The organism is Streptomyces sp. NEAU-174, from assembly GCF_052665095.1.
In genome coordinates, this window is sequence record NZ_JBQTCE010000017.1 from 124241 (window position 1) to 145692 (window position 21452).

The following is a 21452-nucleotide window of genomic DNA, read 5'->3' on the forward strand; positions in this document are numbered from 1 at the left end:
GGGTGCCGAACAATTCCGGCCCCGGTGAACTCGAAAGCGCAACGCCCCACGGCGGCGCCGTACGCATCACGGACGCAGCTCCACGGGGGTGGGCAACGCCCGCATCCGTACGGCAGCGGCCATCGGGGCCTGGCTCATGAAGAGAGGACAAGATCGTGAACGCACACAAGAGCATTGCCCTGGCGGCGGTGACTACGGCCCTGGCCGGTGGACTCGCACTGGCTGCTCCGGCCCATGCCGTGAGCACGGACCGGCCGGTGACCGTCGCGTCGGCACGGCACGGCGTCCACATCGACGGATACGAGCCCGACTCGGTGGTCACCCGGGGCGCCTGCAAGGGCTGGATGAACACCAAGAAGACCGACGGTCACTGGTTCGCCCAGGGGCTCGTCCAGTCCTGGAACGGCACCCGCTGCGCCATGATCCTGGAGCGCGAGCACAACGGCGGGGCCTACAACATGATTTCCGATCAGCACATCGTCCCGGACAACGGTAGCGACAAGGACTCGACCGGCTACTACTGGGACCACACGGGCTACAAGTCCCGCGTGTGCATCGCCAACCTCAGCTGGGGCGACGCCTCCTGGCACTGCGGCAAGGGCATCTGACCGCGGCCGACGTGCACCAATCCTGGAGCAGCACGGGCGCCCGGCACAGCCGGGCGCCCGTGCGCGGCGGAAAGGAGCCCCCTGTGAACGTGCGCGAGCACCTTGGCGAGGCGCTGGAATTCGAGGAATACGTACGAAGTCGGCACGACGCTCTGCTGCGCACTGCCCGGCGCCTGATCGCCGACCCGTTCGACGCGCAGGACCTTCTACAGACAGCGCTCGCACGAACGTACGACCGCTGGGATGGCATAGCGGACAAGCAGCTCGCCGACGCCTATCTGCGCCGGACCATGATCAATACTCGGACCGAATGGTGGCGGGCCCGAAAGCTGCGGGAGGTCCCCACTGAGCAGTTGCCGGACACGAGCATCGAGGACGACACCGAGCGGCACGCCGACCGGGCTCTGCTGATGGACGTCATGAGGACGCTCTCCCCGAAGCAGCGCAGTGTCGTCCTGCTGCGGTACTGGGAGCAGATGTCCACGGAGGAGACGGCCGCCGCCCTCGGCGTGTCGGCCGGAACGGTCAAGAGCACGCTGCATCGCACACTCGCCCGGCTCCGCGAGGAGCTGGAGCGTCACGTGAGAGACTCGGGCGATGATTATCGAACGTGCGTACGCACACATTGACCCGGGGTCGCGCGAGGAGGAGGAGTGGCCCTGGTCCGTGCCGTGTGTGCGGGGGTTGCTGGCGGACGGGCTGCGGTTCACCGCGCCCGTGACGTTTCTCGTCGGGGAGAACGGATCGGGCAAGTCGACGCTGGTGGAGGCGCTCGCGGAGGGGTTCGGGCTGGACCCGTACGGCGGCTCGCACGACTGGCAATACGCCAGCCACCGCCCCAAGTCGGCGCTGGGTGAGCGGATCCGCTTCGACGCGGCGCCGCGCGGGCGGCGGATGCTGGGCAGTTGGTCGGCACGCAAGGGGTTCTTCCTGCGCGCCGAGACCGCGTTGGACGCGCTGCACCGGGAGGGTTTCCGCCCACATTCGGTCAGCCACGGCGAGGGGTTTCTCGCGGCGTTCCGGGGCAAGTTCCTCCAGCCCGGGCTGTACGTCATGGACGAGCCGGAGGCGGCGCTCTCCTTCGCCTCCTGCCTTGAACTCATCGGCCATTTGGATGAGTTGGTGAAGAACGGCGGGCAGGTCATCTGCGCTACGCATTCGCCGCTGCTGACGGCGCTGCCCGGTGCGGACATCGTCGAGGTCGGCGAGCACGGGATGCGGCGGGTGGCCTGGAGCGAGCTGGCCCTGGTCGATCACTGGCGCCGGTATCTCGCGGATCCGCAGAGCTATCTGCGGCATGTGCTGGGATGAGCGTCGGGGTCGTCTGCCGTCGGTTGTCTGCGGCGCCGTTTCGCGCCTTCGGCGCAGTTTGAGCATGGGGGCGGCAGGTGGGGGGCGCGGGCCGCGTCGCCGGCCGCCGGGCCGGTGGGAGGTCGGGCTCGGTGGCGGCTTCCGCAGTCGGGGGCTCGGGCCGACGCCGGACAACTCCGCCGGGGGTGGGGTACCCCTCTGGAGATTGCTTGACTTATTAGTTGCGCCAGATCAAGTGTTTTTGAGAGGGGTACCCGGAGGGGCCAGGCCCGCAGTCCGGATCGGCCCCGGCCCGCGAGCCCGGATGCCGCCACTCGCCCCGCCCCCACCGGCCCGGCGGCCGGCGACGCGGCCCCGGCCCCGGCACCCCCGACCCATGCTCAAACTGCGCCGAAGGCGCGAGACGGCGCCGCGCCCAACCGAGCACCGCTAGAGGCGGATTCGGGCCCAGACCGTTTTGCCGACGATACGCTCCCGGACACCCCATGCCTCGGCCAGCGCGTCCACGATCGCCAGGCCGCGTCCGGATTCGTCGTCCGGCGTCGGGTCCGCCAGGGCAGGGTGCCCCTCGCGGGGGTCGGACACCTCGATCCCGACCATTTTTTCTGCGTCGTATGCGATACGCACCTCGAAGTACCGCCCCGGTACGCGTCCATGGCGCACGGCGTTGGTCGCCAGCTCGGAGACGACCAGGAGGACCAGGCCCGCCGAGCTCCGGTCCATGCCCCAGGCGCGGAGAGCGGCATCGGCGGCGCGGCGGGCGTGGGGGATGGACAGGGGGACGGGCGTAAACCTCTGCTTCCAGCCATGGAGCGGGTTTACGTCGTGACTTTCCGCGTTCATCCTCCCACTGTCAGTGCAGGCGGCTACCTTCACCAGTAACAGAGCGTCGACTGCGGTGACCGACAACTCCGGTCGAACGCAGGTTGATTGGCGTTGACCGATGTTGAGGGGGTGGCCCGCGTGGCCCAGTCGAAGAAGAAGGACTCCGCTCCGCCGACCGTGCAGTACTTCGCCGCTGTCCTGCGGCTTCTGCGGGAACGGGCGGGGCTGACCCAGGATGAACTCGGTGCGCTCATGAACTACACCGGGTCGGCGGTCAGTGCCGTCGAGACGTGTGCGAAGCCGCCGACCGACGAGTTCATCGACGCGGCCGAGAAGGCACTGGACGCGGGCGGGCTACTGCGTTCTGCGATCAAGTACCTGAAGCTTGAGCGGTATCCGGCTCACTTCCAGGGTTTCGTACAGCTGGAGCAGGAAGCGCTGAGTGTGTCGTCGTACTGCACGCACCTGATCGACGGCTTGCTCCAGACCAAGGAGTACGCCCGCGCGCTGTTCGACTACGCATTTCCGCCGGTCGACGAGGAGGAGGTGGAACGTCTGGTTGCGGCTCGTATGGACCGCAAGGCGCTCCTCGATCGCAAGCCGGTAGCAGTGGTGAGCGTCGTCCTCGAAGAGGCGGCGTTGCGCCGTTTAGTTGGCGGGCCAGAGATCGTGCGCCCGCAGTACGAGCACCTCATCGAATGTGCTGCTCGCCCCAATGTCGTCGTCCAGGTCATGCCGATGAGCCGTGCCGGACACGCCGGACTCCCCGGCCCGATGAAGCTGATCGAGACCCCGGAGGAGACGCCACTTGTCTATCTGGAGGGTCAGGGCAAGAGCATCCTGGTATCGAAGGCAGACGAAGTTGGGGTCCTCGCTCGCCGCTATGCCATGATCAGGTCCCAGGCTCTCGGGCCAGAGGAATCCGTCGTGTTCATCGAGCAGTTGATGGGTGAGTTATGAGCAGACTCGTGTGGTTCAAGAGCAGCTACAGCGACAACACCGGCGGCGACTGCATCGAGGTCGCCTACGACTGGCACAAGTCAAGCTACAGCGATTCCAGCGGCGGCGATTGCGTCGAGGTCGCCACCACCCCCACCCCCACCACCGTCCACATACGGGACTCCAAGAACCCCGACGGCCCCCACCTCCGCATAGCCGCTACCGCTTGGGCCGACTTCCTGACCTTCGCGACGGCCTGAGCAGAGCCGTCGGCAGGAACACCGCGTCGCAGACGACCATCGCGGCCGACAGGAAGGGCAGGCCGAGCAGGACGGCGATTCCGGCGTGTTCGAGGATCATCACCGCCAGCAGCGCGGTCTTGAGGCGTCGGTAGCCGAGCAGGAAGGGGAACGCGACCTGCATCACGACGGTCCCATAGCTCAGCAGGACGATCAGGAGCATATGGCTCGCGAGCAGGCTGCCGAGGCCGGGCCAGGGGCTGAAGTAGTCGAGGTGCAGGGCGTAGTGGAGCCCGCTGCCGTCCTGCCAGCGGGTGCCTTGGATCTTGTACCAGCCCGCCGTGGCGTAGATGAGACAGATCTGGGCCGCGATCACGAGCATCGCGCAGTTGTGCAGCATCGTGGCGGCCGCGTCGAGCAGTTCGCGCGACCACGCTCCCCGTGACCATCGGCGGGCCGCGTACCAGAGTCCCTGGCAGACCCAGCCCGCCCACAGGACCGCCGCCCAGGCGGTTCCCTGGAAGCCGTCCGACACCCACAGCAGGGCCACTCCGAGGATCTGCCACATCACGAACCCGGCCCGGTCGACGCGCCCGGCCCGGCGGTTGCGGCGGGCGCGGCGGGCGTCGAGGGACCAGACGGTTCCGCATTGGGTGAAGGCGAGGTAGATGGCCATCACGCCGATCACGTTGTCCCCGCCGTCCCCGATGAGCGGGTTGCGGTTCTGGAGCGAGAGAACGGCGATCAGGAAGAGGACCGAGGTGGCGCGGGTCCGCCAGCCGAGCATCAGCAGGGCCGCCACCAGGATCGCGCCGTGGTAGACGCATTCGAACCACCAGCGTCCGGCGCTCCAGGTGAGCACGGTGAAGGCGTGGTTCTCCGCGACCAGGCGGGCCGCCAGGTCCAGCGCCCAGGGGCTGCGGTCCCCGTAGAGCACCCGGCGGTGCGGCCATTCCCGCAGCAGATAGGCCAGGACGAGTCCGCTCAGGCCGATGCGGAACAGGGCGCACTGATACCGCGCATGCGCATCGCAGGCGAAGGCGATCAGCCTCGCCGCCGCCTCCCGGCATCGCCATCGCCCATGGGCGGCGCCCGCCGAAGGAGCGGTGGCGGGCCGCGTCGTGGGGTGGCCGAGGTGGCCGAGGTGGTCGATGCTCATGTCACAGTCCCCTGCGGTCCCGGTCCTTCACCGGCCACCACGGCAAGGTGCGGTGGTGGGCACTCTGCGCGGACGACGCCCGGTCACTCCAACGGGGCGGGGCCACCGGCCTGGTGGTGACGCGCACCTGCACGGCGACGACCCGCTTACCGCTCAGTCGCCCCTCGAGGCGCTGAAGTGCGATCCGCTTGACGTATTCGCCGAAGAGAATTCCCCGCACACCGATCGGAGCGTCCCGCCGGCTGTGGGAATTCCGATAGAAGCTCCAGGCCAGGCGCAGCATGTTCTGATGCGCATGGCTTGGGGCGGGGTTGTGCCGGACGGCCGCGATGTCCTGAGCCGTCAGGTTGGACCATTGCCCCGTGCGGGGATTTCCGGAAGCACCGGCGGTCCGCACCCTGGCCGCGATGGCGACGTTCTCATGGAGTGGCTCGGGCGCGAACAACTGCCAGCCCTGCGGAAATTCCGGATAGACATGCCCGTTGATCATATGTGCGTACCGATTCTTCACCGGATTATCCGGCGTAACGGCCAGAAAGAGTGTGGCGAGGTGCCAGCACACCGCACCGAGCAACACGACGGCGGTCACCGTCAGAACCACGAGGGACGGGAGGGACCGGCCAGTGCCGGTCCCTCCCGTGTCGGCCACGGACACGGTCCCCTAGCCGCGAGTGTTCTGGCAATTGGATCCGTATCCACCGGGCGGGCCCGGTTGGGCGGCGCTGCTGCTGCCTCCGCCGGTCCCGGTCTCTCCGGGGACTCCGAGCGACGATTTGGTCGAGCACTCATTGCTCTGATTCGTCCCCGCGCCGGGAACACCGCCGAAGAGCTCCTTGGGAAGAATGGGCCACTTCTGGGCCTGTGCCGCGTTGACCCCACCGAAAACCAGGGCACAGGCAACGGACGTGCCCAGCACCAATAGGCGAATAACTCTCTTCACCAGACCACCTCTCTCGAAAGGCTCGATAAATCCGCAGCCTGCCCAACGGCCGCGATCAGCGGCAAGAACGACACGACGGCTTAGTGCGAATGGACCCGCGCCGGAAATCAGGCCCGGCCGTGAGCCCGCTGCGCTCGACGCGACAAGGTGTCGATCACGACCGCCAGCAGCAGCACACCGCCGGTGATCATGAATTGGACGGCGGTCTGGATGTCCATGAGGGCCACGCCCGAGGCGATCGACTGGATGACGAGCACCCCCAGCAGCGCGGACCACGTGCTGCCGCGGCCACCGAAGAGGCTCGTGCCGCCGATGACGGCCGCGGCGATGGCGTTCATCAGCAGGTCGGTGGAGACCGAGGTCTGGCTGACCGAGTTGATCCGGGAGGCCAGGAAGAGGCCGCCGATGGCGGCCATCGTGCTCGACATCATGAACGCGGAGGTGCGCACCCAGGCCACGTTGACCCCGGCGCGGCGGGCCGCCTCGACGCCGCCGCCCAGGGCGAAGATCATCCGGCCGTAGGCCGTGCGGCGCAGGACGTAGTCGAGGATGACGAGGACGATCACGAAGATCAGGACGGCGAGCGGCAGGCCCTGGAACTGGTTGAGCACATACGCGGCGGCGAAGGCGAGCACCGCGAGCACGCCCGTGCGGGCGCCGATCCAGACCGGGGCGCGGGTGGGCACTCCGGCGGCGCGACGGCGCTTGACGTCGCGCCAGGCGGTGAGGAAGTACCCGGCGGTGCCGACCGCCGCCAGGGCGTAGGCGGCGGCGACGTCGGAGAAGTAGTAGTTGGTCAGCTGGGCGACCAGGCCCTGATCGTCGAGGTTGATGGTGCCGTACGCGCCCATGATGGAGAGCATCAGGCCGTACCACCCCAGCAGTCCGGCGAGGGTGACCACGAACGCGGGGACGCCCACCACCGCCGTGAAGAAGCCGTGGACGAAGCCGACCGCCGTACCGCAGAGGACGCCCAGGATGATGGCGGGTGGTTCGGGCATGCCGAAGTTGACGTTCAACACGGCGAACAGGGCGGAGGCCAGGCCGCTCACCGAGCCCACCGACAGATCGATCTCGCCGATCAGCAGCACGAAGATCACGCCGACCGCGATCATGCCGGTGCCGACGATGTCCACGCTGAGGTTGGAGAGGTTGCGCGGGGAGAGGAAGTACGGGTTGAGGACCTGAAAGGTGATCCAGATCGCGAGCAGCCCGAGCAGGACCGGGACGGCGCTGAACGTACCGCCGCCCATTCGGCGCCCGAACACGTCGGTGAAGCGCTCCGCGCCGTGGGCGCCGGATCCGCCGGGGATGCTCACAGCTCCCCCTCCCGCGCCACGCGCCGCGTGACCGCGTTGTCGGACGCGCCGGTGATGGAGGAGACGATCTGCTCCTGGGAGGTGGTGTTGACGTCGAAGAACCCGTTGTTACGGCCCAGGCGCAGCACCGCGACCCAGTCCGCCACGGCCTTGACGTCGCCCAGGTTGTGGCTGATCAGCAGCACCCCGAGCCCGCGCTCACGCAGCCGCTCCACCAGGTCCAGGACCTGGGCGGTCTGCTCGATGCCGAGGGCGGCGGTGGGCTCGTCCAGCATCACCAGGTTCGGTGCGCCGAGCAGCGCCCGGGAGATGGCGACGGTCTGCCGCTGGCCGCCGGAGAGGGACGCGACGGGCCTGCGGACGTCGGGGATGCGGATGGAGAGGGTGGCCAGCAGATCGCGGGTGCGGCGCTCCATCTCCACCTCGTCCAGGACACCGATCCGGGTGATCTCGCGGCCGAGGAAGAGATTGCCGACGACGTCGAGGTTGTCGCAGAGCGCGAGGTCCTGGTAGACGGTGGCGATCCCCAGGTGCTGGGCGTCGTGCGGGCGGCCGATGTGGATGGGACGGCCCTGCCATTCGAGGGTGCCCGTGTCGGCCGGTTCGACGCCCGCGATCACCTTGACCAGGGTGGACTTCCCCGCGCCGTTGTCGCCCACCAGGGCGATGACCTCACCGGCGTGGATCTCCAGCTCGACGTCCGTGAGCGCCTGGACCGCGCCGAAGCGCTTGAAGACGCCACTCAGCGCCAGCAGGGGCGGGGCCGACGGTCGGGCCATCCGCGCCTCCCTTCATTCCGCGTCGTGCGGTGAGCCGTCCCGGTCGATGAGCCCGGCCTTGCGGCAGTCATCCGCGTACTTCTTGGTGCATATCTGATCGACGCGATACAGACCGTCCTTGATGACGGTGCTCTTGATGTTGTGCACGGTCACGGCCACCGGCTCGAGCAGCACCGCGGGGATGTCACGGGCGCTCGCGCTGTTGACCCGCTGCTTGGTGATCTTGCTGAGCGACTGGCCGTGTCCCACCGCGATGGCCATCTCCGCGGCGGTGTAGGCCTCGGGCTTGAACGGCTTGTAGACGGTCATGTACTGCTCGCCCGCGAGGATCCGCTGAATGCCCGCGACCTCGGCGTCCTGGCCGGTGACCGGGGGGATCGGATGGATCCGGGCCGCCTTGAGGGCGGTGATGACGCCCGAGGCCAGGCCGTCGTTGGCGGCGAGGACGCCGTCGATGCCGTAGGGGCCAAGGACGGCGATGGCGGCGGACATGTTGCGGTTGGCGTTCTCCGGGCGCCAGCCGACGGTCTCGTAGGACTTGGCGATCTTGACCTTGCCCTGGAGGACGGATCGCGCGCCCCGTTCGAACCAGCCCGCGTTGGGGTCGGTCGACGAGCCGTTCATCATGACGATCTGGCTGCTCCTGGCCTTCGGGCCGAGCGCCCTCAGCAGCGCCTCGCCCTGGAGCCTGCCGACGCTTCCGCCGTCGAAGGAGACATAGCCGGCGATGGGCCCCTCCGCGACGCGGTCGTAGGCGATGACCGGGACATGGGCGCGGTGGGCCTGGACCACGGAGTGACGGACGGCCTTGGTGTCCACGGCGTCCAGGATGAGCACATCGATCCCGTTGGTGATCATGGCCTCGATCTGGAAGCGCTGGGCGGCCGGATCGTGCTGGGCGCTGGAGTAGCTCACCGTGCAGCGCGGGCACAGCTCCTTGACCCGCCGCTGGATCAGGGGTCGGTCGAAGCGCTCGAAACGGACGATCTCGTTCTCCGGGAGCAGCAGGCCGATGTGCAGGGGCCCGTGGCGGTGGGTCCCGGCCACGCTCATCGTCTCGCCGAGCTGGGCCGCCTTGCCGCAGGCGGCGAGGGACACGGTCAGGACGAGGCCCACCGTGACGGCGACGGCCGCGCGGAGGCGATCGCGGGTAGGGAAACGGGTGCGGGAACGCGTGCGGGAACGGGCCGCGGGGTGCGCCCGGGAACGCGTGCGGGAGCGGCTCATCGCCCAGCGCGCACGGGAACGGCTCATCGCCTCGCCCTCCTCCTTCTCGACCCCTTCCTCCCCATAGCCCCCTCGTCCCCCTCCGGCCGTTCCCCGGGTCCCGCGTCGGCCGGGCCTTCCGGAAGCTCCGCCGAGGGCCGGTCCGCGGGCCCTTCCGCGGGCACGTCCGGAGGCACTTCAGGGGCCGCGCCCGGGGGCTCCTCCCGCGGGGACGACAAGTTGATCTCGCCCCAGACCTGCTTGCCCCCGCTCAGCGGCACCGAGCCCCAGGTCTGCGACATCGCCTCGATCAGCAGCAGCCCCCGACCGCCGGTGGCCTCCCAGTCCACGGTCGTCGGTTTGACGGGGGTACGCGGCGAGGGGTCGTTCACCGCGATCCGCAGCCGGTCCGCGGTCAGCGTCAGATTCAGCCGCACCTCGCCGCGGGTGTGCACCAGGGCGTTGGTGACCAGCTCGGAGGTGACCAGCAGGGCCACGTCCATCTCCGCCTCCACCCCCCAGTTGCGCAGGGTGCGCGCGGTGAAGCGGCGGGCGTGCATCACGGCGTCGGGCAGCCGCCACACCGTCCAGCTCGCCCGGGTGGGCCGTACCCGCATCCCGTCGTAGCGCAGCAACAGCAGCGCCACGTCGTCGTCCCGGCGGCTGTCCCCGCCGAGCAGGGCGTCCGCCACCCCGCCGGGGTCGGACGGGTCGGCGCGGCCGAGCGCCTGGCGGGCCCGGCGCACCCCGTCGTCCAGGTCGAGCCGGGCGGACTCGACCAGGCCGTCGGTGAGCAGGGCGATCAGGGTGCCGGAGGAGAGCCCGGCCGCGGTCATCGGGAACTCGGCGTCGGCGACCACGCCCAGCGGCGGGCCGCCCTCGACGTCGAGCTCCGCGGTGGTGCCGTCCGGGTGGCGCAGCAGCGGCTGGATGTGTCCGGCCCGGACGAACCACGCCTCGCCCTCCTCCATGTCGAGGTCGGCGTAGCAGCAGGTCGCGAAGAGATCGGTCTCCATGCCGACGAGGAGGCGGTTGGCGTGCGCCACGACCACATCGGGCGGGTGGCCCTCCACCGCGTAGGCCCGGATGGCGGTGCGCATCTGGCCCATGATCGTGGCGGCCGCGGCGCTGTGGCCCTGCACATCGCCGATGACCAGCGCCACATGGCCGTCCGGCAGTGGGATGACGTCGTACCAGTCGCCGCCCACCTCCAGCCCCATCGTCGCGGGCAGATAGCGGGTGACGGCCACCCCGCCGGGCAGCTCCGGCAGCTTCCGGGGCAGCAGGCTGCGCTGGAGCATGGTGGCCAGCTCGTGCTCGGCGTCCAGGGCGTGGGCGCGCACCAGGGCCTGTCCCACCAGACCGGCGGTCGCGGTCAGCAGCGAGCGCTCCTCCGGGCCGAACTCATGCCGCTCCTCCCAGCCGATCAGGCATACGCCGACGATCCGGCCGTCCGCCGGGAGCGGGAGGACGGCGAGGCCGCCGGGGCCCATACCGGCGAGCCCGGGTTCGAGATCGGCGCCCTCGGGCCAGATGCTGACCTGCCCCTCCCGCAGCGCCTCCGCCAGCGTGGGCAGGGCATGGCTGGGCGGCTCGGGCCATTCGGAGCGCCAGGCGGCGCGCCACACCTCGGGCCAGGCGGCCGGTTCGGCGGGGGCGAGGACGCCGACCACCAGCTGATCGGCCTGGAGCTCGGCGACCGCGAGCCGGCCCGCCCCGAGCGGATCGCGCAGCGCGCCGACCACGGCCCGCCCCACGTCGCGGACGGTGGTGGCCCCGGCCAGGGCGGCGGACAGCCGCTGCACCAGGGACACCTCGTCGGCGGTGGGCCGCAGATACGAGGTCTCCGCGATCACGCCGAGCATGCGCCGGGGCGTGCCGTCCGCCCCCGTCTCGACCCGGGCGCGCAGGCCCAGCCAGCGCAGCTCCCCGTTGGGCCGGCGGATCCGGAACTCCTGCTGTGCGGTGCCGGAGGTGAGCAGGTCGGGCTCCAGGACCGACATCAGGGCGGGAATGTCGTCCGGGACCGCGGCCGCCAGCAGGGTCTCCACCCGTCCGTCGAAGTCCTCCCCGGGAATGCCGAAGAGATGGAGCACCTGGGTGTCGGCGGTCAGCCGCCCGCTGTCGAGGTGCAGGACGAACGAGCCGACCCGCAGCCGGTCCAGGGTGAGGCCGGGTAGTTCGGGTCGCCGCTGGGTGAGCGCCTGCGGCCCGGCCGCCTCGACCCCGGCGGCCACATGGTGGGCGTAGAGCTCGATGAAGCCGCGGCGGTCGGCGTCGATCCCGCCGGGTGCCTCGTCCACCACCACCAGACACCCCAGCCCCTTGCCGTCCCCGCCGAGCGGCAGCGCCCCCAGCGAGACGCCGGGCGTGGTGGGGGTCTCGGGCGTGGTGGGCCCGATGGGGCCGTAGGCGGCGAGTTCGGTGGGGGTCAGCCACAGGGGGCGCCCGGCGCGGAAGGCGTCGGCGACAGGCGAGCGCCCGGAGAGGGGATAGCGGGCCGGCAGCGCGTACGACCGTCCGGCGCCGCGCACCGTCTCGGCCAACCGCAGCTCGACACCCTCCGCGTCCAGCACGTAGACAGCCACCAACGCGGTCCCCGTGAACGTCAGCACATGCCCGGTCACAGCACGCCTGCACCGCCTCCGTGCGTGGACCGCCGGTCTCGTGGGCGTACCCGGGCCCATGATCGGCCTCCGCGCGGCGACCGGTCACGACCACCGGCGGGGCCTTCGCTGCCGCGCCCCCTCGAAAGGGATGGCGCCTTCTCCTCAAAGCATGGCACAGCGGGGTGAACCAGGCCATCTCCCCTCGGGGTGACGGCGCTCGGCCGCGACCCGGCGGTGCGGGAGACTGGGCGGCATGGTGCGGCTGCGGGTGGTCACGACGGACGACTGGCCGCTGTGGCGGGACGTCCGGCGGACCGCGCTGGCCGAGGCGCCGCACGCCTTCAAGTCCCGGCTCGCCGACTGGCACCGCGGCGGCGAGGAGCGGTGGCGCGCCCGGCTGGAGCTGCCGGACGCCTACCACGTCGTGGCCCTGCTGGACGGCCGGGCGGTCGGGATGGCGAGCGGCATGCCCGGGGACGGGGTCGGGGACGGGGATGGAGACGGGGACGGGCGGCCGCCGGAGCTGAGGTCGGTCTGGGTCAGCCCCGAGGCGCGCGGCCACGGTGTCGGCGGCCGGCTGATCGCGACGGTCGAGGCCTGGGCCCTGCGGAGGGGCGCCACGGCGCTGCGGCTGGCGGTGCTCCCGGGCAACGCACCGGCGATCGCCCTCTACGAGCGGCACGGTTTCACCGCCACCCGGGAGCCGGGGGAGCTGCTGGCCGACGGCGTGACCAGGGAGCTGGTCATGGTGAAGGCGCTGCGGCGGAGTTGACCCGGCCCACCGCGCCCACCACCACAGTCGTGAATTCTGTTCATTGATATGGACACGCCATCGACTCTGCCCTACCTTGACTCTTGGTCTAGACCATGATCCAACACGGGAACGGAACAGACCGGAGGTGGGTCGATATGCCCGCATTACGCACCAGACGCACCAGACGCTCCCCCCGCTTCAGGGCGGCCCTGGCGTTCGCCGCGCTCGCCGGGGTCCTGTCGGCGGGAGTCGCGTCCGGAGGGACGGCCGCGGCGAAGGAGTCCGCGGCGTCACCGACCGATGGATGGACGCAGACGTCGTTCACATACTCGATGCACAAGCCGTGGAACCTCGACCTGAGCGAGCGCTACGGCTACAACTCGAGCACGAAGACCCACACCATGTGGGTGAACTCCACGGACGAGCCGCTCGAAGAGGGCAGCGACACCGATCCGCGCACCGAAATGCGGTGGAAGCAGGAGTACTCCTCGGGGAAGCACATGTGGGACGCCGATGTGTATGTGCCGTCCGGGACGAACGGCGCGGACATCATGCAGATCCTGCGGGGCAAGCACCCCAGCGGAACACCGGCCACCGACATCATGCTGCGCGCGTCCAGCGCGAACGGCGGGACGCTCAAGCGCTATACGGACGCCGTCATCAAGACCGGTATCTACAACACCTGGTGGAACCTGAAGGTGGCCCATGACGCGGACGCCGGAAAGATCCAGGTCTACGCCGACGACAAGCTGGTGCTGACGGTCGACGACCGGGGACCGGCCACGCGCTACTTCAAGAACGGCGTCTACCACCACGGCAGTGGCCGGGCCGAGGCCCGGTTCCGCAACATCCGCCATTGGGTCAAGTAGAGGGGTGGGACCGTGTCCAGGAAACACCGTGTGATCGCCGGGGTGTCCGCCGCCTGCGGACTGCTGCTCGCGGCGCCGGGCGCCGCGCACGCCGAGGTCGAACCGGGCGGCTGGTCGTCGGAGTCCCCGGGGTTCAAGGTGCAGGAGCGCGGGTGCGGAGAGGTCGACAACCTCACCTTCGAGCTCACCTGCTCCACCGCGAGCGGGGACCAGCGGGCCGAGCGGCGCTATGACACCTACACCGGCGGGACCCATCAGTTCGAGGGCTACTTCCGGGTCACCAGCATGGGCGGCACCCGGATCAGCCTGAAGCAGACGTTCAACGACACCGACGGCGACGCCGGTCCGTACTTCATGCTCGCGGTCGAGCGCGGCGGGCGGCTGTACGCCGTGCACGGCGGGGACACCCTGTCCAACGCGGGCACGGTCGGGGCCACGGTGCGCGTCAACACGGTGCACCAGGTGGGCAAGGAGCACCGTACGTACATCAACGGCTCGCTGAAGCACACCGTGGACAGCCCCGGCGGCAGCTTCTACGACAAGTTCGGGGCGTACCGCACCAGCAGCGGCAACGGCCCGGCCACGGTGGTGTGGAGCAACGTGAAGTTCTGGCGCAAGTGAGCGGCTCGGTACGCGCCCTGGCGGCGGCGGTTCTCGTCGCCGCCGGGCTTTCCGGAATCGGCGGATGTGCGGCGTCCACGGACGCGCCGGAGGCCTCGAACGCCGCGAAGGCCTCCCGCGGGACCCGGACGGCCGGGACCGTGCTCAGCGTCGCCCGGGTCTCCCCCGTCGACGCCGAGCTGAGCTGGCACGGGAAGGCGCCGGGGGCCGCGGGGCGGATCGTGGAGTTCGCGACCGAGCCCGGGGGGCCCTGGACGATCCTCACCTACGCCCCGCTTACCCAGACCACCTACCGGCACCCGGATCTGATCCCGAAGACCCACTTCTACTACCGGGTGCGGCCGTACTACGGACCCGCGTCCCGGGCGGTCGACGTCACCCTGCCCAAGGGGTCGTTCACCAAGGCGGAGCAGCGCCAGGAGCACAGGTGGGCGCCGCCGCGCACGATCCGGCGGGCGGGGGTGCGCACCAGCCCGGTCCGGCGGCCGTCGGCCACCCCGACCGATCTGCGCGCGACCGTCATGCACGCCAACGGCATCCGGTTCACCTGGACCGACCACGCCGAGGGCGAGCGGGGCTATCTGCTGGAGGACCGGCCCCGGGGCGGCAGCTCCTTCCACCCCGTCGCCGTGCTCGACCCGGACATCAACTCCTTCGGGCTGATCACCCTGCCGAACGAGAAGCGGGCCTCCTACCGGGTCCGTCCCTTCACGTACGGCGAGCGCTCCAACATCGCCGGGATGACTACGGGCGAGCGGCCGGCCGGGCGCGGGTGAGCGCGGCTGAACGCGAGTGAGCGCGGCTGAGCGCGGTGGCCTCAACCGCCGGTGCTCCCGGTGTCCCCGGTGCTCCCGTTGGCCTCGGCGGCCTCGGTGTCCACCGGGGACGGGGCGAGCACCTCAGGCAGCGGAGCGTGCCGCGCCCCGGCGATGAGGACGTCGAAGCCCCAGGCCAGCCGGTCCTGGGGGGACCCGGAGAGCAGCCGCGGGCCGAGGGCGGCGATATGCGGATGGGTCCGGGGTGAGACGTCCCGCACCACCGTGGCGAGCGCCTGCCAGTCCGCCTCGCTCTGGGCGGTGTCGCCGGGGGCCCGGTGGGCGTGCTCGGCCGCGGTCGCGGTGGCGAACTGGAGCAGCAGATCGACCAGCCACGCGGCCCGGTCGGGCTCGAGGCCGCCCTCGTCCAGCAGCGCCAGCAGCGCCTCCAGCAGCTTCAGATAGTGCTTGCCGAAGGGGCGGGCCACCAGGGCGGACTGGGCGAGACCGGGGTACTCGAACAGCACCGAGGTGTACGAGGTGAGGATCCGCACCAGCCGGTCGCGCCACTCTCCGTCCGCCTTCGCCGGGCTCAGATCGACGGCGCCGAGGAGCTCGTCCAGGACGGCCGCGTGCAGCTCCGCCATGTTGCGTACGTAGACGTAGAGCGACGCCGGCCCGGTGTCCAGCTCCTTGGCCAGGCGGCGCATCGTCACCCGCTCCAGGCCCTCGGTACGCATGAGGTCGACCGTGGTGGCGATGATGCCTTCCCGGGTCAGGGCCGGTTTCGCCGGACGTTCCCGGCGGCTCCGCGGGGCGGTGGGGTGCGCTGTCATGGCGCCATCGTACCGGTCGGCGAACATGTTCGTCACGAACGCGTTTGCCACGAACATGTTCGTCGCCCTACGCTCCCTCCATCCACGGCGCATTCGCGCCGAGCCAGGGAGGCCCAGGCCCAGGGAGGCATCCATCGCCATGTCCACACAACGCCGTGAGCGCCGTGAGCGCCGTACCCGCCGTGAGCGCCGTGACCGCCGTATCGCCATCGTCGGAGCGGGGCCGGGAGGGCTGACGCTGGCGCGCGTCCTGCACGTCCACGGCATCCCCTCGACCGTCTACGAGCTGGACGCGTCGGCGACCGCACGCGACCAGGGCGGCACGCTGGACCTGGACGAGGAGTCCGGCCAGCGGGCGCTGCTGCACGCCGGGCTGCTCGAGGAGTTCCGGCCGCTGAGCCGCCCCGAGGGCGGGGAGCTGCGGCTGCTCGGCAAGCACGCCGACGTCGGCTTCCACATCCCCCCGCCGCGGGACGGTGACGGCAACGACCGTCCCGAGATCGACCGCAGGGTGCTGAAGGAGCTGCTGCTGGGCTCGCTGCCGGAGGGGACGGTCCGCTGGGGCCAGAAGGTCAAGGCGGCCGCCCTCGGCGCGGCGGGGCGACCCGCGCTCACCCTGGCTGATGGCACGACCGTCGAGGCGGATGTGCTGGTCGGCGCGGACGGGGCGTGGTCCAGGGTCCGGCCCCTGCTGTCCGACGCCGATCCGGTCTACACCGGGGTGTCATTCGTCGACGGTCTCCTGAACGACGTGGACACCCGGCACCCGGCCGTGGCCGAACTCGTGGGCCGGGGCTCGATGTTCGCCCTCGCGGACGAGAAGGGGCTGTTCGCCCAGCGCAACGGCGGCGGCCGGATTCGCGTCTACGCCGCGGTCAAGGCGCCGGAGGAGTGGAGCCGTTCGGGCCTCGTCGACCCGGCGGACCCTGCGCACCCGGCGGAACCGGCGGCGACCAGGAAGCAGCTGTTGGACCTCTTCCCCGACTGGGACGAGGGGCTGCGCGCGCTGATCGCCGACAGCGACGGCCCGCTCGTCCCCCGGCCCATCCACGCCCTGCCCATCGGCCACCGCTGGGACCGGCTGCCCGGCGTCACGCTCCTGGGCGACGCCGCCCATCTGATGTCCCCCTTCGCCGGGGCGGGCGCCAACCTCGCCATGCTCGACGGCGCGGAACTCGCCCTCGCCCTGGCCGCCCACGACGACCTGGAGACGGCACTGCACGCCTACGAGACAGCCATGTTCCCGCGCGCGGAGGTGGCGGCCACGCAATCGGCCGTCCACCTCGTCGACTTCTTCCAACCGGACGCCCTGCGGATCCTGCGGGACGCCTTCACCACGATGACCGCCGGAGGTGCGGACCGATGAGCACGCCCACGGAATTGATTGTTGAGCCCTACCCCGGTCTGCCCCTGACGGTGCGGGACGTGGGCGCGGGCCGCCCGGTGCTCGTCCTGCACGGCGGCGCGGGACCCGCCAGTGTGAACGGCGTGGTGGACCACTTCGCCGCCACCTCCCGGGTGCTGGCGCCGACCCACCCGGGCTGGGAGGACACCCCGCGCCCCGAGTGGTTCGCGAGCGTGGGCGACCTCGTCGAGACGTATCTGGATCTGCTGGACGACCGCGATCTGCGCGATGTTCTGGTCCTCGGCAGCTCGTTCGGCGGCTGGATCGCCGCGGAGATGGCCGTACGCGACCGGGGCCGCCGCATCGGCGGGTTGGTCGTCATGGGCGCGTTCGGTCCGCGGCTCGAGGGGCACGAGGTGCGATTCCCCACGCCCCCGCCCGGCCCGCCGCCGGGTGAGGGTTCCGGGCCCGGGGAAGGCTCCGGGCCCGCCCAGGGCTCCGGGCCGGGGCAGGGCTCCGGCGCAGCGGCCCCGCGCCGGGGGCCCTCGCCTGCGGCGCTCCAGGCGTTGGCGGCCTACGCCGGGGCGACGAAGTCCGATCCGAAGCTGCTGCACCGGCTCGCCCGGGTGACGGTGCCCGCTCTCGCGGTGTGGGGCGAGAACGACACCGTCGTCCCGCCCGACTACGGCCGCGCGTACGCCGCCGCCATCCCCGGGGCGCGCTTCGAGCTGATCCCGGGCGCGGGGCACCTGCCCACCCGGGAGGCCCCGGAGGCCACGTTCGCCGCGATCGACGCGTTCCTGGGCGCCGCCGGGCGGTAGGCGCCACATCTCAGCTGGGGCGTCTCAGCTGGGGCGGCCCAGCTCCTTGCGGAAGAGCTCCAGCACATTGCCGCCGAGGATCTTCTCGATGTCCGCCTCCGGAAGGCCCCTTCGGAGCAGCGCCTCGGTCACCAGAGGCAGTCCGCGGGGGCCTTCGAGGCCGGGGACCACCAGCCGGGCGTACTCGACGTCCTCGCAGCAGGGCGGGGTGGTGTCCGCGCTGACCTCTTTGATGAAGTCCGGCCCCAGACCCACATGGCCTACGCCGATCACCTCGGCGATGTGGACGATGTGATCGGCCAGCCGGTCGACCGTGCGGTCGGCCGGGTCGGTGGCCAGGAACTCGCCGAGGAAGTTGACGCACACCGTGCCGCCGGTGGCCGCGATCCCGCGCAACTGCTCGTCGGTGAGGTTGCGATGGTGGTCCAGCAGGGCGCGGGCGGAGGAGTGGGTGGCCAGCACGGGGCGGGTGGCCAGCTCCAGCACATGGGCCACCCCGGAGGCGCCGAGATGGGAGACGTCGAAGAGGATGCCCAGGCGCTCCATCTCCTTCAGCGCCTGGACCCCGGCCTCGGTGAGCCGGCTGCCGGTGGCGTCCTCACCGCTGCCGTCGGCCAGGGCGGTGCGCCCCCAGTGGGCGAGCGAGGCGATACGCACCCCGAGACGGTGGAGGGTCGGGAGGAGCTCGACGTTGGCGTCCAGCCCGGGGGCGCTCTCCAGGGCCAGCACCAGGGCGATCCGGCCGTCGGCGAGCGCGGCGTCGATGTCGTCCCCGTCCAGGCACAGCCGTACCTCGTCGGCGTTGCCCTCGGCGAGGGTGTGGGCGCACTCGATCATGCGCAGCGTCTCGCGCAGTGCGCCCTCGGGGCGGAACTGGTCGTCGATGAAGACCGGCAGCACCTGGAGATCCACCCCGCCGTCGCGCAACTGCGGCAGCCAGCGCTCCCGGAAGTACCCCGCCCAGCGGTGCGGCGGGCGGGCGGTGACGGCGATCAGCAGGTCGTTGTGGGCGTCGGCGACGACGGCGCGGTGGTGGAGTGCACTGCTCATACGGACGACGGTGGCCTTTCGTGTGAGCGGACCCCCCGGGGGGCGGGCGGGGGTGGCGGCGGTCATCGTGGCGTATGGGCGGTGCGTTGGTCCACGGGTTTTCGCGGGGCGGGGGTGTCCGGCGGGTCTTTCCCCTCCCCGCCCCTTCCCGATACCAGGGGCTCCGCCCCTGGACCCCGAAGTTAGGGCCGGTGCCCCTGCCACGCGGCGGAGCCGCATATCGATGCCGCGGAAGGGGCAGAGCCCCGGCCCGGGGGCTGGCGCGGAGCCCCGACCCGGGGTCCGGGGCGAAGCCCCGATCTCCGGGCCTGGCGCGAAGCTCCGGTCCCGGGCCTTGGGCAGAGCCGCGGTCTCGGGGTCCGGCGCGGAGCCCCGACCCGGGGCCTGGCGCGGAGCCCCGACCCGGGGTCCGGCGCGAAGCCCTGATCTCGGGGTCCGGGACAAAGCCCCGGTCCCGGGGTCCGGGACAGAGCCCCGGTCCCAGGGGCTGGGGCGGAGCCCCGGTCTCAGGAGCCGGGGGGGGCAGAGCCCGGTTTCGGGGACTGGGTCGGAGTCCCGGGCCGGGGTCTGGCGCGAAGCCCCGATCTCGAGGTCCGGGGCAGAGCCCCGGTCTCCGGGTCTGGCGCGGAGCCCTGGTCCGAGATCTGGGGCAAAGTCCCGGTCCCGGGGTCCGGGACGAGCCCCCATTTCGGGGCCTGGGGCGGAGCCCCGGTCTCCGAGTCTGGCGCGGAGCCCCGGTTTCGGGGGCTGGGGCGGAGCCCCCCGCGCGGCGGAGCCGCAAATCGTCAGGTGTCGGGAAGGGGCGGGGAGGGGAGCAGCGCAGCCGTCGTTGGCGGACCGGCGGTACGCCGTCAGTTGAGGGCGATCAGCCCGATCGCCAGCCCCGCGCCGAGCAGGCCGACGGCCTGGGGCCGGGTGATTCGCTCCCGTAGGAACGTCAGCGCGAGCAGCACCGGCACCGCCGGATAGAGCGCGGACAGCACCACCGCGACGGACAGCAACTCCTGCCGGGTGGCGAGCAGATAGAGGATCGTCGCCAGGGTGCCGAGCCCGCCCGCCACCGCCGCCACGGCGGCCGCGCGGCGAGGCAGCCGCAAGGAGGCGCCGGTCGCGGGGAACAGCGCCAGGATGACGGCCACCGACACGGCCCGGCTGACCACCACCGGCCACCATCCGGCCGAGGTCGGTATCCGGGCGAGGGCGAAGAAGTGCAGCGCCAGGCCCACACCGGCGACCAGCGCCAGGACGACGGCCGCGCGCGACCGGTCGGTGCCCCGGCCGTGCCCCGGCCGTGGCTCGTGCGGCCCGCGTGGCCCGCGTGGCCCGTGCGGCCCGTGCGGCCCGTGCAGCCCGTGCGGCCCGTGCGGCTCACCCAGCTGGCCCAGCTCGCTCGGCTCACCCCGCTCGCCCAGCTCGCCCCGCTCACCCAACTCACCCGGCCCACCCCGCTCGCCCCGCGAGACCAGCCACAGCGCCGGCAGGCCCAGTGCGATTCCGGTGAGCGCCGGGGGCGAGGGGCGGTCGCCTAGGAGGGTGATTCCGGCCAGTACCGGCAGGCCTACCGCCGTGACGTCGCTGACCGGCACCACGACGCTCATCGGCCCCTGGTTCATCGACCAGTAGAGGCACGCCACGCCCACCCCGGTGCCGAGCCCCGAGAGCGCGCCCCAGCCCAGGGCCGACGGCGGGGCGTTGGCGCCATGGGTGGTGAGCAGTACCGGGACCAGGCTGACCACCGTGCCGCCCGCCTGGGCGCAGGCCGCGACCGTCACCCCGTGCCGGTCGCGCGAGACCAGCCCGCTCAGGAAGTGGGTGGTGCCGAAGCAGAGCGCCGAGGCGACGGCCAGCAGCTCACCCATGGTCCGTGCGGTCCGTATGGTCCGTACGGGCCCCGTCCTCGGCCGCCGTCCGGGCGGCCGCCCGGTCCGCGGCCCCGACCGGGCACTCCACGCCGTCCGGGGTGCAGGCGGTCCGGTCGCACAGCCGGCAGATCCGGTCGGCCGAGCCGCTGCCCTGGTAGAGCCCGTCGAGCAGCGTGGCCAGCAGTGCGCCGAGGTCACGGACCTCCGCCTCGCCGAGGCCGTCCAGCACCCCGGTGAGCCGGGAGGTCCGCGAGGTGAGCAGCCGGCCCGCGGTCCGCCGGCCCTTGGCGGTGGGGTGGACCCCGGTCCAGTTGCCGATCGTACGGCGCCGCTCGACCAGGGCGTCCCGCTCCAGCCCGTCGACCATCCGCACCGCCGCGGACTGGGTCAGCCCGACCCGGCGGCCGAGTTCGGTCACGCTCACCCCGGGGTCGGCGCGGAGCACGATCAGCGCGGCGGCCGCGCTCATGCTCAGGCGGGACGCGGCGGCCGGGGCGCTGAGCAGATCGTCGGTGATCGCCAGCGCCGTGGCCCCCAGCAGATTCGCTACGCGCTCCCTCTCATCATGCATGAGTCATGCATACCCAGACACAGCTGATTCCATG

22 protein-coding genes are annotated in these 21452 nt (G+C 71.6%); 11 read left to right on the plus strand and 11 right to left on the minus strand.

What is annotated here, in order from left to right; genetic code table 11:
• The first annotated feature begins 155 nt into the window (after positions 1 to 155).
• The 3 genes from ACT2CW_RS38665 to ACT2CW_RS38675 all read left to right on the plus strand — a co-directional run bounded on the left by ACT2CW_RS38665 (position 156) and on the right by ACT2CW_RS38675 (position 1919).
• A complete protein-coding gene (locus ACT2CW_RS38665) occupies positions 156 to 608 on the plus strand; it encodes a hypothetical protein (protein ID WP_182473672.1) in 453 nt (150 codons plus the stop codon).
• Positions 609 to 691: 83 nt separating this feature from the next.
• Complete coding sequence (locus tag ACT2CW_RS38670) at positions 692 to 1237, plus strand: SigE family RNA polymerase sigma factor (protein WP_201854239.1); 546 nt, start codon at positions 692 to 694, stop codon at positions 1235 to 1237.
• Positions 1206 to 1919 (plus strand): AAA family ATPase, encoded by a 714-nt coding sequence (locus ACT2CW_RS38675; protein ID WP_445519978.1) that lies wholly within the window; start codon positions 1206 to 1208, stop codon positions 1917 to 1919. The genes ACT2CW_RS38670 and ACT2CW_RS38675 overlap by 32 nt, the downstream gene beginning before the upstream one ends.
• Positions 1920 to 2348: 429 nt before the next feature.
• Here ACT2CW_RS38675 and ACT2CW_RS38680 read toward each other — a convergent pair whose 3' ends face one another.
• Positions 2349 to 2762 carry an ATP-binding protein gene (locus ACT2CW_RS38680; protein ID WP_445519979.1) on the minus strand — a complete coding sequence of 138 codons (414 nt, stop codon included), beginning with the start codon at positions 2760 to 2762 and terminating at the stop codon, positions 2349 to 2351.
• Between the two features lie 93 nt (positions 2763 to 2855).
• On the opposite strand from ACT2CW_RS38680, the gene ACT2CW_RS38685 reads away from it, so the two are divergent.
• Both ACT2CW_RS38685 and ACT2CW_RS38690 read left to right on the plus strand, forming a co-directional pair.
• The gene (locus ACT2CW_RS38685; RefSeq protein ID WP_199336063.1) at positions 2856 to 3704 is read left to right on the plus strand and encodes a helix-turn-helix domain-containing protein; all 849 of its coding nucleotides are present in this window, start codon (positions 2856 to 2858) and stop codon (positions 3702 to 3704) included.
• Entirely contained in the window at positions 3701 to 3943 is a 243-nt protein-coding gene (locus ACT2CW_RS38690; protein WP_445519980.1) for a DUF397 domain-containing protein, read from the plus strand. The genes ACT2CW_RS38685 and ACT2CW_RS38690 overlap by 4 nt, the downstream gene beginning before the upstream one ends.
• Here ACT2CW_RS38690 and ACT2CW_RS38695 read toward each other — a convergent pair.
• From ACT2CW_RS38695 to ACT2CW_RS38720, 6 genes are all read right to left on the minus strand, one after another.
• Positions 3903 to 5081 carry an HTTM domain-containing protein gene (locus tag ACT2CW_RS38695; RefSeq protein WP_445519981.1) on the minus strand — a complete coding sequence of 393 codons (1179 nt, stop codon included), beginning with the start codon at positions 5079 to 5081 and terminating at the stop codon, positions 3903 to 3905. The two genes, ACT2CW_RS38690 and ACT2CW_RS38695, sit on opposite strands and share 41 nt — an antisense overlap.
• A 1-nt stretch (position 5082) precedes the next feature.
• Positions 5083 to 5670 (minus strand): DUF5819 family protein, encoded by a 588-nt coding sequence (locus ACT2CW_RS38700; RefSeq protein ID WP_445519982.1) that lies wholly within the window; start codon positions 5668 to 5670, stop codon positions 5083 to 5085.
• A gap of 458 nt (positions 5671 to 6128) precedes the next feature.
• The gene (locus ACT2CW_RS38705) at positions 6129 to 7340 is read right to left on the minus strand and encodes a sugar ABC transporter permease (RefSeq protein WP_445519983.1); all 1212 of its coding nucleotides are present in this window, start codon (positions 7338 to 7340) and stop codon (positions 6129 to 6131) included.
• A complete protein-coding gene (locus ACT2CW_RS38710; protein ID WP_164432180.1) occupies positions 7337 to 8119 on the minus strand; it encodes an ATP-binding cassette domain-containing protein in 783 nt (260 codons plus the stop codon). The genes ACT2CW_RS38705 and ACT2CW_RS38710 overlap by 4 nt, the downstream gene beginning before the upstream one ends.
• A gap of 12 nt (positions 8120 to 8131) precedes the next feature.
• The gene (locus tag ACT2CW_RS38715) at positions 8132 to 9373 is read right to left on the minus strand and encodes a sugar ABC transporter substrate-binding protein (protein ID WP_445519984.1); all 1242 of its coding nucleotides are present in this window, start codon (positions 9371 to 9373) and stop codon (positions 8132 to 8134) included.
• Positions 9370 to 11952, minus strand: a complete 2583-nt coding sequence (locus ACT2CW_RS38720) for a SpoIIE family protein phosphatase (protein WP_445519985.1) — start codon at positions 11950 to 11952, stop codon at positions 9370 to 9372. The genes ACT2CW_RS38715 and ACT2CW_RS38720 overlap by 4 nt, the downstream gene beginning before the upstream one ends.
• 235 nt (positions 11953 to 12187) lie before the next feature.
• Here ACT2CW_RS38720 and ACT2CW_RS38725 point away from each other — a divergent pair, with 235 nt between their 5' ends.
• From ACT2CW_RS38725 to ACT2CW_RS38740, 4 genes are all read left to right on the plus strand, one after another.
• Positions 12188 to 12706: a GNAT family N-acetyltransferase gene (locus ACT2CW_RS38725; RefSeq protein WP_445519986.1), complete on the plus strand. Its 519-nt coding sequence runs from the start codon at positions 12188 to 12190 to the stop codon at positions 12704 to 12706.
• A gap of 137 nt (positions 12707 to 12843) precedes the next feature.
• A complete protein-coding gene (locus ACT2CW_RS38730) occupies positions 12844 to 13557 on the plus strand; it encodes a polysaccharide lyase family 7 protein (RefSeq protein WP_250853304.1) in 714 nt (237 codons plus the stop codon).
• Positions 13558 to 13569: 12 nt separating this feature from the next.
• Positions 13570 to 14178, plus strand: coding sequence for a hypothetical protein (locus ACT2CW_RS38735; protein WP_445519987.1), 609 nt, complete (start codon positions 13570 to 13572; stop codon positions 14176 to 14178).
• Positions 14175 to 14954: a fibronectin type III domain-containing protein gene (locus ACT2CW_RS38740; protein WP_445519988.1), complete on the plus strand. Its 780-nt coding sequence runs from the start codon at positions 14175 to 14177 to the stop codon at positions 14952 to 14954. The genes ACT2CW_RS38735 and ACT2CW_RS38740 overlap by 4 nt, the downstream gene beginning before the upstream one ends.
• A gap of 41 nt (positions 14955 to 14995) precedes the next feature.
• Here the strand turns inward: ACT2CW_RS38740 and ACT2CW_RS38745 are convergent, their stop codons facing one another.
• On the minus strand, positions 14996 to 15769 hold the full coding sequence (locus ACT2CW_RS38745) for a TetR/AcrR family transcriptional regulator (RefSeq protein WP_445519989.1): 774 nt from the start codon (positions 15767 to 15769) through the stop codon (positions 14996 to 14998).
• 139 nt (positions 15770 to 15908) lie between these two features.
• Here ACT2CW_RS38745 and ACT2CW_RS38750 point away from each other — a divergent pair, with 139 nt between their 5' ends.
• Together ACT2CW_RS38750 and ACT2CW_RS38755 are read left to right on the plus strand one after the other, a co-directional pair.
• The gene (locus tag ACT2CW_RS38750; protein WP_445519990.1) at positions 15909 to 17135 is read left to right on the plus strand and encodes an FAD-dependent oxidoreductase; all 1227 of its coding nucleotides are present in this window, start codon (positions 15909 to 15911) and stop codon (positions 17133 to 17135) included.
• A complete protein-coding gene (locus tag ACT2CW_RS38755) occupies positions 17132 to 17935 on the plus strand; it encodes an alpha/beta fold hydrolase (protein ID WP_445519991.1) in 804 nt (267 codons plus the stop codon). Before ACT2CW_RS38750 ends, ACT2CW_RS38755 begins: the two co-directional genes overlap by 4 nt.
• Positions 17936 to 17959: 24 nt before the next feature.
• Here ACT2CW_RS38755 and ACT2CW_RS38760 read toward each other — a convergent pair whose 3' ends face one another.
• From ACT2CW_RS38760 to ACT2CW_RS38770, 3 genes are all read right to left on the minus strand, one after another.
• Positions 17960 to 18985 (minus strand): dipeptidase, encoded by a 1026-nt coding sequence (locus tag ACT2CW_RS38760; RefSeq protein ID WP_414084843.1) that lies wholly within the window; start codon positions 18983 to 18985, stop codon positions 17960 to 17962.
• An 851-nt stretch (positions 18986 to 19836) separates the two neighbouring features.
• Positions 19837 to 20844 (minus strand): EamA family transporter, encoded by a 1008-nt coding sequence (locus ACT2CW_RS38765; RefSeq protein WP_445519992.1) that lies wholly within the window; start codon positions 20842 to 20844, stop codon positions 19837 to 19839.
• Positions 20837 to 21418 carry a MarR family winged helix-turn-helix transcriptional regulator gene (locus ACT2CW_RS38770; RefSeq protein WP_445519993.1) on the minus strand — a complete coding sequence of 194 codons (582 nt, stop codon included), beginning with the start codon at positions 21416 to 21418 and terminating at the stop codon, positions 20837 to 20839. Before ACT2CW_RS38770 ends, ACT2CW_RS38765 begins: the two co-directional genes overlap by 8 nt.
• Between the last annotated feature and the right edge of the window lie 34 nt (positions 21419 to 21452).